Origin of the sequence: Mesorhizobium kowhaii, from assembly GCF_003253745.1 — a bacterium.
Taxonomy (GTDB): Bacteria; Pseudomonadota; Alphaproteobacteria; order Rhizobiales; family Rhizobiaceae; genus Mesorhizobium; species Mesorhizobium kowhaii.
In genome coordinates this window covers 34815-46601 of the sequence record NZ_MZXV01000065.1, presented here as the reverse complement: position 1 = coordinate 46601, position 11787 = coordinate 34815, and the positions used below count along the sequence as shown (strand labels likewise).

General features: G+C 63.5%; 11 protein-coding genes. 6 read left to right on the top strand and 5 right to left on the bottom strand.

From position 1 onward, the window contains the following. Window positions 1-287 precede the first annotated feature (287 nt). Window positions 288-1292: a cytochrome d ubiquinol oxidase subunit II gene (locus B5V02_RS30770; RefSeq protein ID WP_111547778.1), complete on the bottom strand. Its 1005-nt coding sequence runs from the start codon at window positions 1290-1292 to the stop codon at window positions 288-290. Window position 1293: 1 nt separating this feature from the next. Further along, window positions 1294-2655 (bottom strand): cytochrome ubiquinol oxidase subunit I, encoded by a 1362-nt coding sequence (locus B5V02_RS30765; RefSeq protein WP_111547777.1) that lies wholly within the window; start codon window positions 2653-2655, stop codon window positions 1294-1296. 269 nt (window positions 2656-2924) lie between these two features. Between B5V02_RS30765 and B5V02_RS30760 the strand changes: the two genes are divergently transcribed. Next, entirely contained in the window at window positions 2925-3851 is a 927-nt protein-coding gene (locus B5V02_RS30760) for an ABC transporter ATP-binding protein (RefSeq protein WP_111547776.1), read from the top strand. A gap of 14 nt (window positions 3852-3865) precedes the next feature. Continuing rightward, window positions 3866-4627: an ABC transporter permease gene (locus tag B5V02_RS30755; protein WP_111547788.1), complete on the top strand. Its 762-nt coding sequence runs from the start codon at window positions 3866-3868 to the stop codon at window positions 4625-4627. A gap of 78 nt (window positions 4628-4705) precedes the next feature. Here B5V02_RS30755 and B5V02_RS30750 read toward each other — a convergent pair whose 3' ends face one another. Further along, window positions 4706-5743, bottom strand: coding sequence for a phosphatidylglycerol lysyltransferase domain-containing protein (locus B5V02_RS30750; RefSeq protein WP_111547775.1), 1038 nt, complete (start codon window positions 5741-5743; stop codon window positions 4706-4708). 339 nt (window positions 5744-6082) lie between these two features. Between B5V02_RS30750 and B5V02_RS30745 the strand changes: the two genes are divergently transcribed. From B5V02_RS30745 to B5V02_RS30735, 3 genes are all read left to right on the top strand, one after another. Next, window positions 6083-7273 carry a flavin-containing monooxygenase gene (locus tag B5V02_RS30745; RefSeq protein WP_111547787.1) on the top strand — a complete coding sequence of 397 codons (1191 nt, stop codon included), beginning with the start codon at window positions 6083-6085 and terminating at the stop codon, window positions 7271-7273. A 156-nt stretch (window positions 7274-7429) separates the two neighbouring features. Next, the gene (locus tag B5V02_RS30740) at window positions 7430-7915 is read left to right on the top strand and encodes a MarR family winged helix-turn-helix transcriptional regulator (RefSeq protein ID WP_111547786.1); all 486 of its coding nucleotides are present in this window, start codon (window positions 7430-7432) and stop codon (window positions 7913-7915) included. Further along, window positions 7912-8592 (top strand): GNAT family N-acetyltransferase, encoded by a 681-nt coding sequence (locus B5V02_RS30735; RefSeq protein ID WP_111547774.1) that lies wholly within the window; start codon window positions 7912-7914, stop codon window positions 8590-8592. The genes B5V02_RS30740 and B5V02_RS30735 overlap by 4 nt, the downstream gene beginning before the upstream one ends. Before the next feature lie 22 nt (window positions 8593-8614). Here B5V02_RS30735 and B5V02_RS30730 read toward each other — a convergent pair whose 3' ends face one another. Together B5V02_RS30730 and B5V02_RS30725 are read right to left on the bottom strand one after the other, a co-directional pair. After that, window positions 8615-8839: a hypothetical protein gene (locus B5V02_RS30730; RefSeq protein WP_111547773.1), complete on the bottom strand. Its 225-nt coding sequence runs from the start codon at window positions 8837-8839 to the stop codon at window positions 8615-8617. A gap of 133 nt (window positions 8840-8972) precedes the next feature. Then, the gene (locus tag B5V02_RS30725; RefSeq protein WP_111547772.1) at window positions 8973-10976 is read right to left on the bottom strand and encodes a PhoX family protein; all 2004 of its coding nucleotides are present in this window, start codon (window positions 10974-10976) and stop codon (window positions 8973-8975) included. 319 nt (window positions 10977-11295) lie between these two features. Here B5V02_RS30725 and B5V02_RS30720 point away from each other — a divergent pair, with 319 nt between their 5' ends. Continuing rightward, window positions 11296-11742, top strand: coding sequence for a hypothetical protein (locus tag B5V02_RS30720; RefSeq protein ID WP_111547785.1), 447 nt, complete (start codon window positions 11296-11298; stop codon window positions 11740-11742). The last annotated feature ends 45 nt before the right edge of the window (window positions 11743-11787 follow it).

The window sequence follows — 11787 nt, the reverse complement described above, 5'->3', positions numbered from 1 at the left end:
GCAGTCCGGCCGCACGGGCCGAGCCGCCGCCCAAAACCCCAAACAAGGCGCCAGAGACTCACAAATACGAGCGAAATCCCTGCAATTTCTGCCCCCTCAACATCCCGGGCTACTGCGCAACAGGCCCACATGGGGGGGAGATTGGCAGGTCCGCCGTCCCGCTCTTCTTACGGCGTTGATAATTGGCGAAAGCGACTGAGCGCGTAATCTCCCCACTCGAGGGGGGAGATGTCCGGCAGGACAGAGGGGGGGTGCCTGGCGCCTGAGGTCCGTGCTTAGAACCGCTCTCAGTCGTAGGTCAGGTCGGTCGCCTTCCCGCCGAACACCCGGTAGGCATAGAACGAATAGAAAATGATGACCGGCAGCACGACCACGGTGCCGGCCAGGATAATGGCCAGGCTTTCCGGCGCCGAAGCCGCCTGCCAGATGGTCAGACGATCGGGCACCACGAACGGATAGAACGACCAGGCGAGACCGGCAAAGCCGAGCGCGAAGATGGCGGCCAGCGTCAGGAACGGAGTCAGCGAATGGCGGTCGTCGGGCCTGGGCAGATGAAAAGTCTGCCGCCACAGCCACAGGAACAACAGTGCCGACAGGATCGGCAGCGGCGACAGATAGAGCATCGAGGGCCAGACGAACCATTTGTCGAAGATGCGCGGGCTGGCGAAGGGCGTTGCCAGCGACACTGCGGCCATGCCGAGCGCGGTCAGCACAAGTGCGGTGCGCAGCCAGCGCACCGCCTTCCTCTGCAGATCGCCTTCTGTCTTGTAGATCACCCAGGCGGCGCCCATCGCCGCGTAAGCCGCGGCAAGGCAGAACGCCACCAGCGCGCCGAACGCCATGCCGCCCAGGCCGACATCGAGGCCGAGCACATAGACGCCGAGCATATAGCCCTGCGCCAGCGAGGCGATGACCGAACCCAGGAAGAAGATGCGGTTCCAGCGATGCTTGAGCTCGGTCGGCACCTTGGCGCGGAAATCGAAGGCGACGCCGCGCAGGATCAGCCCGACCAGCAGCACGAACACCGGAATGTAGAGCGCGGTCAGGATGACGCCGTGCGCCAGCGGGAAGGCGACCAGCAGCAGGCCGACGGCCAGCACCAGCCAGGTCTCGTTGGCGTCCCAGAACGGACCGATCGCCGCGATCATCGTGTCCTGCTCGGCGTCTTCGGCGGCGGCGAACAGGATGCCGATGCCGAGATCGAAACCGTCGAGAATGACGTAGATCAGGATGGCGAGGCCCATCAGACCGGCGAAGATCAGCGGCAGCAGGGTTGGCCAGTCGAAGGTCATGTCACTCTCCTGCAGCCGGCTGCGACATCGGCGCGTTGAGCACGCCCGGCAGCGGCGATGAATCACCGTCCTTCGCCGCCTTCAGCGCCAGGTGCACCAGCACGCCGAGATAGGCGATCAACAAAAGCACATAGAGGATGAGGTAGATGGCCAGCGTCAGCGCGACATGGCTGCCGGCCACCGGGCCGACGGCGTCGGCGGTCTTCAGCACGCCGGTCACCAGCCAGGGCTGGCGGCCGATCTCGGTGGTGTACCAGCCGGCCAGCGTCGCCAGCCAGCCCGACAGCGCCATCGGCACCATCAGCAAGGCGAGCGGCTTCGGCAGGCTGTGCCGGCGCTTGAGGAAGAAGGCCGCCGACCAGGAAACTGCAAGCATCAGCAGTCCCGTGCCGACCATGATGCGGAAGCTCCAGAAGATCGGAAAGACCGGCGGGTGGTTGCCGGGATAGTCGTTCAGCCCCGGCACCACGCCGCTGGTGCTGTGCCGCAGCACCAGGCTGGCGCCGTCGGGGATGGCGATCTCGAACCTGTTTTCCTTCGCCGCCTCGTCGGGCAGGGCGAAGAGAACCAGCGGCACGTTGGGGCCGGTGTTCCAGTTGGCCTCCATGGCGGCGATCTTCTGCGGCTGGTGCTCCAGCGTGTTCAGCCCATGCTGGTCGCCGGCAAGGATCTGGATCGGGATCAGGATCGCCGCGGTGAAAACGCCGGTGCGCAGCGCCTTCCACATCGATTCCGAGCGGTCGCCATAGAGATAGCGCAGCGCCGACAGGCCGGCGATCAGGAACGATACCGTCAGGCCGGAGGCCAGCAGCATGTGGACCAGCCGGTAGGGCATCGACGGGTTGAAGACGATCGCCCACCAGTCGACGGCGTGCGCGACGCCGTCGCGGATCTCGAAACCGGCCGGCGTCTGCATCCAGGAATTGAGCGCGATGATCCAGAAGGCCGAGACGGTCGTGCCACCAGCCACCAGCACCGTCGCCAGCGTGTGGATGCGGTTGGAGACGCGGCGGAAGCCGAACAGCATGATGCCGAGGAAGGCCGCTTCGAGGAAGAAGGCGGTGAGGATTTCATAGGCCAGGAGCGGCCCGGCGATGTTGCCGACCTTTTCCATGTAGCCCGGCCAGTTGGTGCCGAACTGGAAGCTCATGGTGACGCCCGACACCACGCCCATGGCGAAGGACAGCGCGAACACCTTCACCCAGGTGAAATAGGCGCGCATCCAGGCGGAATCGTTTGTCGCGTTGTAGCGGAGCTTGAAGAACAGCAGCACCCAGCCAAGCGCAATGGTGATCGTCGGAAACAGGATGTGGAACGAAATATTTGCGCCAAATTGCATGCGCGACAGGATGAGCGGGTCCATGGTGGGCTCCGGCTGCTTCTAATGAGGCAAGAATAGGCCTGTCGCGCGGGTCGGTCAAAGCGACGTGGCGCCGCGAGGCGGAACGCCGCAGCGCTCGGGCAAGATGACGCACACGTGCCGCTACCGTGCCGGGATTGCAACTGCCGCAGGCCACAATCGCCGGCCGGCAACGATTGTCGAGAACTGTCAGCAGCAGGATCGGCTTACGGTTGCACGCACCGACATTCAGCCTATATCAGGGGACCTCTTTCAGGCAGCCGTTTTCAGCCATGCCCTCCATCCTGTCCATTTCCGGGGTCTCCAAGACCTACGCCACCGGCTTCACCGCGCTCAAGGAAGTCAACCTCGACATCCAGCGCGGCGAGATCTTCGCGCTGCTCGGGCCCAACGGCGCCGGCAAGACGACGCTGATCTCGATCGTCTGCGGCATCGTCAATCGTTCGTCGGGCACCGTCACCGTCGACGGTCACGACATCAACAGGGATTACCGCGCCGCGCGCAGCCTGATCGGCCTGGTGCCGCAGGAACTGACCATCGATGCCTTCGAGAGCGTCTGGGCGACGGTCAATTTCAGCCGCGGCCTGTTCGGCAAGCCGGCCAACCCGGCGTTTGTCGAGAAGGTGCTGCGCGATCTCTCGCTGTGGGACAAGAAGGACGCCAAGGCGATCACCCTGTCGGGCGGCATGAAGCGCCGGCTAATGATCGCCAAGGCGCTGTCGCATGAGCCGCGCGTCCTGTTCCTCGACGAGCCGACCGCCGGCGTCGATGTCGAGTTGCGCCAGGACATGTGGGCGATGGTGCGGCGGTTGCGCGAGGACGGTGTCACCATCATCCTCACCACCCACTATATCGAGGAAGCCGAGGCGATGGCCGACCGCGTCGGCGTCATCAACCGCGGCGAGATCATCCTGGTCGAGAACAAGGCCGAACTGATGCGCAAGCTCGGCCGCAAGCGGCTGGTGCTGGAGCTGCGCAGCCCGCTGCCGGCGATTCCCGACGCCTTCTCGCGCTATGCGCTGGAGCTGTCGCCGGATGGCGGGCAGCTGACCTACACCTATGACAACCAGGCCGAGCGGCCGGGCGTCGCCTCGCTGATCCGCGATCTCGAGGCCGGCGGCATCCAGTTCCGCGACATCGACACTCAAAACAGCTCGCTCGAGGAGATCTTCGTCAATCTGGTGAGGAGAGAGCCATGAACGTGCGCGCGGCCATGAATCTACGTGCAGTATGGGCAATCTACCGGATGGAAATGGCGCGTGCCTTCCGCACCGTGCTGCAGAGCATCGTCTCGCCGGTCATCTCGACATCGCTGTATTTCGTCGTCTTCGGCTCGGCCATCGGCTCGCGCATCACCGAGATCGACGGCATCAGCTATGGCGCCTTCATCGTGCCGGGGCTGATCATGCTGTCGCTGCTGACGCAGTCGATCTCCAACGCCTCCTTCGCCATCTACTTCCCGAAATTCGTCGGCTCGATCTACGAATTGCTGTCGGCGCCGGTCTCCTATCTGGAGATCGTCATCGCCTATGTCGGCGGTGCGGCGACCAAGTCGATCCTGCTCGGCCTGATCATCCTGGCCACCGCCTCGCTGTTCGTGCCGCTGACCATCCTGCACCCGTTCTGGATGGTGGCGTTCCTGGTGCTGACGGCGGTGACCTTCAGCCTGTTCGGCTTCATCATCGGCATCTGGGCGAGGAGTTTCGAGCAGCTGCAACTGGTGCCGCTGTTGATCATCACGCCGCTGACCTTCCTCGGCGGCAGCTTCTATTCGATCAACATGCTGCCCGGCATCTGGCGCACGGTGACGCTGTTCAACCCTGTCGTGTATTTGATCAGCGGCTTCCGCTGGAGTTTTTACGGCAAGTCCGATGTCTCGGTCGGGGTCAGCCTCGGCATGACGATCGTCTTCCTGCTGGTCTGCATAACCATCGTCGCCTGGATCTTCAGGACCGGCTACCGGCTGCGCAACTGACGGGCGAAAGCACACTGAATCGCGGCTAAGGTCTGTTGAGATTCAGGTCAGGCCGGCATCACCTGAATCTCAACAGACCTAGATCGCCTTGACCAGCCGCAGCAGCCCCAGCATCTCGACATAAGTCCCCTCGCGGAAGGCGATGTAGACCGGCTCCTCGACACCGTGGAAGCGGCGCTTGAACGCCGCCTGGCCTTGCAGGTTGAACCTGCGGCGGTTGACCCAGGGCGAGTCGTAGGCGCGCTGGAAAGCGCTGCGCCAGAAATCGCTTTCGGCAAATCCGCTCGGGCCTACGTCAAGCATCGGCGACAGGCCGAGCGTGACCACCGAGATGCCTTGCTCGCGAAAACGGTCGACGGCGAATTTGGTCAGGCCGATCTCGGCGTGCGGCGAGGCGTCGATATGCTTGCGCTTGAACGCCGTGGTGTAGCCGATGACCTTGCCGTCGCGAAACAGCGGGTCGAAGTCGAGCAGGGCGACCAGCCCGCCATCGGGGCCGTGCAGCACGAAACGGCGCATGTCGGTGCCGAGATGGTCGGCGAACGGACGGTTGAGAAAGCCCATCTCCCAACGCTTGACGATGCGGTCGCCGCGCCAGTTTTCGGAGAGTCGGGCGATTTCGTCGAGATGGACGGTCCGCTTGTCCTCGTCGAACCAAAAGCCCTTCTTCAACAGCCAGCGCTCGGAATAGCGCACGGTCTCATTGCGCTTTCCGGAAAAATCATGGTCGGGCAGGTTGAGGCGGGTGTCGATGCCGAGACGATTGACCTTGTAGCCGAGCCCGGCCAGCACCCGCGCGGTCTCTTCGCCGATCTGCACGAACCACGGGCTGCCGGCGGTTTCGACGAAGCGTCTGATGTAATCGGGCCGATGTGCCGGAGCCGCCACCGGATCGCCGAGCGCGAAATGATGCCGCATCTTGGTGCCGAAGGCGATGTAGCCGCCGTCATCGCCGAAATAGGAAAGCTTGCCTTGCACGGCGGTCGAATAGGCAAGCGAGAAGTCGCCATGGCGGCGCACAAGCGCCAGGCGCTCGACATGGGTCAGCGCCTGCCGCGCCACCTTGGGCGCGGCGTCCTCAAGGATTTTGTCGAAATAGATCCGCAAGGAGGGCATGGTCGAGATTCCGCGTGCCGCCTACAGCGCCGCGCCCAGGACGCGCAAAGGTGCTGTAACACTTTGATTCTGCGCATGACCTCGGAAATCGAACTCGATTTCGGGCATGCACGTGGGGGATAACAGAGACCCGCCAGCCCCAGGGCCTCGAATCAATCACATTGCCGCGACCTGATTACCGTTGATATCGCGCATATGCCATATAGTGCGCAATCGCGGACGGCGCATGCTCGAAAATCGGGTTCGATTCGCGATATAAGTCATACGCGGGATCGAGCCGCCGCGGCCTCCCTTGGGGAAGCGTGGCGCCGGAAGGGTCGAATGGAGATCAGAGAGGGAATGGCTGAAGCGACTATCAGACCGGTGACGAACGAGCCGGTCGAGCCGGCAATCGTCGTCGGTGCCGGTGTCGCCGGGCTGGCCGTCGCGCATGCCTTGATGAACGCCGGCGTGCCGACGGCGATCCTGGAAAAGGAAAGCCGGTTGGCCGAACCCTGGCACCGGCGGCATCAGCAATTGCATCTCAACACCCACCGCGATCTGTCTTCGCTGCCCGGTCTCGCCTATCCGCCGGGCACGCTTGCCTTTCCGCACAAGACGGTCGTCATCCGCCATATGAATGATTTCAGGGAGGAAAACCGGCTGCCGGTGCAGTTTGGCGTTGCTGTCGAGGAGATCGTCTTCAAGGGCGATCACTGGGCGTTGCTGACCAGCGCCGGACTGCGCCTGGCCCGCCATGTCGTCATTGCCACCGGCCGCGACAGGCAGCCCTTCATTCCCGAATGGAAAGGCATGAAGGGTTTCGCCGGCCGCATCATCCACGCGGCGGATTTCGGCAACGCGCAGGACTATGCCGGCAAGAAAGTGCTGGTCGTCGGCGCCGGCAATTCGGGCTTCGACGCGCTCAATCATCTGGCCGGCATAAACACGGCCGCCATCTGGCTGTCGGCCCGCAACGGCCCCGCGCTGCTGCCCAAGCGGATCGGCAAGATCGCCGTGCATCGGCTTTCGCCGTTGATGGCGCGCTTGCCCTTGCGGGTCGCCGATGCGGTGATGGCGACAACGCAGCGCCTGGTTTTCGGCAACCTGACCAAATTCGGCCTGCCGCCCGCGCCTTCGGGTGGCGCCAGCCGCCTGACCTCGGACTATACCGCGATCGCCGCCGACGACGGCGCCGTCAGCGCCATCAAGTCGGGCAAGATCGTTGTGATGCCGGCCGTAAGGGAATTCACCCGCGACGGCGTGATCCTGGCCAATGGCAACCTGATCCATCCCGACATCGTCATTGCCGCGACAGGCTACCGCACCGGGCTGGAACCCATGGTCGGCAAGCTCGGCGTCCTCGACGGCAAGGGCGTTCCGCTCTTCAATGGCGGGCAGGCCGATCCGAAACTGCCCGGCCTGTGGTTCACCGGCATGCGGCCAAGCATTCGCGGCTGCTTCGCCAATGCCGGCATCCTGGCCAAGGCGATCACCAAACGGATTGCCGGCTCCGCCGGCGTCTCCCACCAATCCGGTGCTTCAGGCTGATTTCGGTTCGAGCCGTCGAAAACCGACGGCTTCCATCAGCATGTCCTCGTCGACCATGCCGACATTGTGGAGCGCAAGCGTCTCCGGCGGCACGGGTTTGACTCAGTTCTTGCCTTGTTATATAACATGTTATGGTTTGGCTAAAATGAGTTGATGATGGAAGACGTCCTGCGATCGCTTGGCTATCTGTGCCTGGGCAGCAGGCTGAAGCGTATCGGCGAGCAATTACAGGCCGATGCGCAGCGGCTGCTTGATGGCCTGGACGTTCCACTTCAGTCCAGCCAATACACGCTTTTGGCGGCGCTCGACAGGTTGGGGCCGCTGGCTGTTGGCGAACTGGCACAATCGCTTGGAGTAACCCAGCCCGGTGTGACGCGAAGCGTGTCGCTTCTGGCCGAGTTGGGACTGGTCGAGGCCATCCCGTCGAACGATGACCAGCGGCGCAGGATGGTCACTCTGACGGAGGCTGGTCAGCGCCTGGTCGATGTCGCAAAGCGAGACGTCTGGCCGCGCATCGACAAGGCCGTCGCCGATCTGTGCCAGGGTCTCTCAGGGCCTCTGCTCGATCAGCTGGCCGCGATCGAGGACGGTCTGGCTGCGGCCCCGCTCGATCGTCGAGTGAAAGAAGGTGCAGCGCAATGAAGCACTTGCTCGATCGCCCCATCTGGAGCGCGCTGGAAACGCGACATCGGGTCTTCGCGCAAGGCGACAATCTCGCCAGGCGCTACCCGTCCTCCATCGTTCCCTTCGCGGCCACTGCCGCGGACGACACGGAAAGCCTGCGGGCGCTCGGCAAGCTTGTTCCCCCGGACGAGAGCGTGATCATGCTTCAGGCGGACGCCATTGCTCTTCCTCCAGGCCTGGCTGCGATCTCGACCGCCCCCGGCGTCCAGATGGTGGCCGAGGCGCCATTGCAAACCGTGTCTGATCAGCGCGTGCAGCGTCTGACGCAAGACGATGCAGCCGAGATGCTCGCTCTGGTGTCCCTCACCAAGCCTGGCCCGTTCACGCTCGGGGCGCTGAGCCTCGGCGACTTCTGGGGTGTAAAAGTCGAGGGCAGGCTGGTGGCGATGGCCGGCGAGCGCATGAAGCAGCCTGGCTATACCGAACTCAGCGGCGTGTGCTCGCACCCGGAATTTCGCGGCGGCGGCCTCGGCCGGCTGCTGTCCCTGTTCGTGGCCAATCAGATCATGGCGCGCGGCGAGATACCCTATCTTCACGCCTATGCCAGCAATACCGCAGCCGTAGCATTGTACGAGACCATCGGCTTCAGATTGCGAAGCATGATCAACGTGGCCGTGGTTCAGCGCGCCGGGTGAGCGAACAAGGCATGGCCCGGCTTCAGGCCGACTTCGGTTCCAGCCGCCGAAAACCGACGGCCTCCATCAGCATGTCCTCTTCGATCATGCCGGCATTGTGCAGGGCGAGCAGGTTAAGCGCGATCTCCCGCGCCTCGGCCGAATCGGGAGATGCTTCGCGGCGCCGACAGGCTTCGTCAAAGACGCGCTGCAGCTTGGCGATATCGGCGGGCTTGAGCAGGCCACGGTCATAGACGGATTTCGGCATGGCGATCTCCTGGTAAAAGATCTAGGGCGCCACGTGTAAATTGCCAATCTTTCCCGGAGCTTGAGCGATTTCACGCAAAAAAAGGAGGGGTTTCGGATCACCGAAACCCTCCTTGAGATTGCAGTGCCTGATATCAGACCGCGATCTTGCCGCCGCCCTGTTTGGTGATGGCGACGACCGCCGGCCGCACCGGCATGTCAGGCTTGAAGTCGGGCCAGCGCGTCGACAGGTCCTCATAGTAGGACGGGCGGCCGAACGGCTGCCAGTCCTCGCCGCCGTCGCCCGGATGCTGGACGGCGACAAAGGCGGTCTGATCGTCAGGCGCAAACAGCGGGCCGCACATTTCGGCGCCGATGGGCACGCGGAAGAACAGTTTTGAGGTTGCCCGCGCCGAGCCTTCGGTGTCGACCGCCCACAGACCATCGGTGCGGCCGGTGGCTTTTGGGCCCTGGCCGTCGGTGGCGACCCACAGGCGCCCGGCCGAATCGACCGCGCAATTGTCGGGCATGCCGAACCAGCCATTGGCTGTCGTCGCCGTCGAGAAGGTGGCGCCGACATTGGCAACCGCCGGATCGCCGCATTTCAAAAGCACTTCCCACTTGCCCTTGGCAGCAGTGAAATCGCCACCATCCTCGGCGATCTCGACGATGTGGCCGAAAGCGTTTTCGGCGCGCGGATTGGCGGCGTCGACCTGGTCGGCCTTGCGCTTCGAATTGTTGGTCAGCATGACATAGACCTTGCCGTTGACGGCATTGGGCTGGATGTCCTCAGGGCGGTCCATCTTGGTGGCGCCGAGCAGGTCGGCGGCGCGGCGCGTCTCGATCAGCACGTCGGCCTGGCTGGCAAAGCCGTTTTCCGCGGTCAACGGACCTTGGCCGAAAACGATCGGCAGCCATTCGACGGAGCCGTCTTCCGCGAACTTGGCGACATGCAGCGTGCCGTCGTCGAGCAGATCCTTGTTGGCCGCGAGGTCATTGGGATTAAACTTACCGGTGGTGACGAACTTGTAGACATAGTCGAAGCGCTCGTCGTCGCCGAGATAGAAGACGACGCGGCCATCCTTGGCGACGATCGATTCGGCGCCCTCATGCTTGAAGCGGCCCATGGCGGTACGCTTCCTCGGCGTCGAGGTCGGATCGTTGACATCGACTTCGACGATCCAGCCGAAGCGGTTGGCTTCGTTCGGCTCCTTGGCCAGGTCGAAACGGTCATAGTGCGCCGCCCATTCATAGGCGCCTTCGGGAATGCCGAGGCGCTTGTAGTTGGCGGCTTCCTTGTGGCCCTCGGGCAATTCGCCGGAGAAATAGCCGTGGATGTTTTCCTCGGCCATCACATAGGTGCCCCAGGGCGTGACGCCGCCGGCGCAATTGTTGACGGTGCCCAACACCTTCGTGCCGGACGGGTCGGCATTGGTCTTGACGCGGTCATGGCCGGCGACCGGGCCGGACAGCGCCATTTCGGTGTTGGAGGTGATGCGGCGGTTGAGCTTGCCCTCGCGCACCACTTGCCATTTGCCGCCATCCTTGCGGATCTCGACGATGGTGCCGCCATGCGCCGCCATCTCGACATCGACCTGTTCCTTGCTGAGCGGCGCGATTTCGGCCGACTTCTTGCCGTCCTTCTCGACGATCTTCACGATGCCCGGGAACATCAGATGCGGGTTGGTGTATTCGTGGTTGACGACCAGCAGGCCGTGTTCGGCCGAGCCGTCGATGGCGATGTAGCCGACATAGTCGTTGTTGTAGCCGAACTGTTTCGCCTGCGCCTGCGCCGACTGTTTCGTCGGGTCGAACTCCGGCGAATCGGCAAACAGCGGATCGCCCCAGCGCAACAGCACATCGGCATCGTAGCCCGGCGCGACATGGTGCTTGTCGTCGATGCCGGCCTCCAACTCGTCGAACGCGAAGGCGGAGCCTTCGGCGGCCCGGGCCTGGTCGGCGCTGACCAGCGCCAGCGGGCTGACTGTGGCGGCGATCGCCGAGACGGCCAGCGAGCCTTTCAGGAAACAACGGCGCGAGAACCGCGCGGTGATGATCTCGCCCATGGTGCGGTTGTCGGTGAGGTTGGTGGCCGGGCCGTCGTTTTCCTCGAGCAGGCTGGTGCGGAATTTGGCGTCGGGGGAGCGGTGTTCGGTCATCTGGCTTGCCTCTGGCTTTAGGGGTGGCTGGAGCGTGTTGCCTGTTCAACCCCTTATAGCCGGCCGATCACATTTTCGTGACATCAAGAACTTTCAGCCGCAACAGGCATTCCGTGCTGTTGGCTAAGCATTCTGCGAGCAGCTCGGTGCGCTGGGACAATGGTCCCTTGCCGGGCCCGGCAAAGGTCCCCTGGTGGCACCGCATCGGTCGTGGGCCGGTTACCCAAGGCCGCCATGTCGGCGATGGTCGCCACTTGCGAACGCCTGCCCGAAATTCGCCTGCTTGAAATCCGCCGGCCTGATCGAAGAGGAGACCAAGGTGCGCAGATCGATCACGACCCGCAGTTGCTGGCTGGCGCTGAGGGCGACGTCGGCACTGGCGCTGGCCATCGCCCCCTGTCAACTCACCTTTCACGGCCCTGCTCCCGGCATCGTTGCCGCAAGCGCGCTTGCCAAGGATAGCGGACATGATAGCGGCGGTGGGGGCGGAAGCGGCAGCGGCGGGAGTGGCAACAGCAACAGCGGAAACGTCGGCGATGGCGGTTACTCCGGGTCCGGTGGCGGAGACGACGAAGAGGGAGATCATGTCAATGCGGCAACCGGCGACAGGGTCGAAGTAGAAGGCAACAAGATTGAGGTCGAGCATCCCGATGGCATCAAGGAAGAGATCGAGAACGGTCGTTTCGAAATGAAGGATGCACTCGGCCGCACGATTGTCGAACGTCCAGCGACGGCAAACGACATCAGTCGTCTTCAGGCTTTGTGAAGTAGATCAACAGGCTACAGCCAGCTTTACAAGTCACCTCCGCCG

Excerpts from the sequence above, each read along its gene's own strand:
- B5V02_RS30735 (WP_111547774.1), top strand. The coding sequence starts at position 7,912 with ATGAAGCACTTGCTCGATCGCCCCATCTGGAGCGCGCTGGAAACGCGA.
- B5V02_RS30750 (WP_111547775.1), bottom strand. The coding sequence starts at position 5,743 with ATGCCCTCCTTGCGGATCTATTTCGACAAAATCCTTGAGGACGCCGCG.
- B5V02_RS30730 (WP_111547773.1), bottom strand. The coding sequence starts at position 8,839 with ATGCCGAAATCCGTCTATGACCGTGGCCTGCTCAAGCCCGCCGATATC.
- B5V02_RS30770 (WP_111547778.1), bottom strand. The coding sequence starts at position 1,292 with ATGACCTTCGACTGGCCAACCCTGCTGCCGCTGATCTTCGCCGGTCTG.
- B5V02_RS30725 (WP_111547772.1), bottom strand. The coding sequence starts at position 10,976 with ATGACCGAACACCGCTCCCCCGACGCCAAATTCCGCACCAGCCTGCTC.
- B5V02_RS30760 (WP_111547776.1), top strand. The coding sequence starts at position 2,925 with ATGCCCTCCATCCTGTCCATTTCCGGGGTCTCCAAGACCTACGCCACC.
- B5V02_RS30740 (WP_111547786.1), top strand. The coding sequence starts at position 7,430 with ATGGAAGACGTCCTGCGATCGCTTGGCTATCTGTGCCTGGGCAGCAGG.
- B5V02_RS30755 (WP_111547788.1), top strand. The coding sequence starts at position 3,866 with ATGAATCTACGTGCAGTATGGGCAATCTACCGGATGGAAATGGCGCGT.
- B5V02_RS30765 (WP_111547777.1), bottom strand. The coding sequence starts at position 2,655 with ATGGACCCGCTCATCCTGTCGCGCATGCAATTTGGCGCAAATATTTCG.
- B5V02_RS30745 (WP_111547787.1), top strand. The coding sequence starts at position 6,083 with ATGGCTGAAGCGACTATCAGACCGGTGACGAACGAGCCGGTCGAGCCG.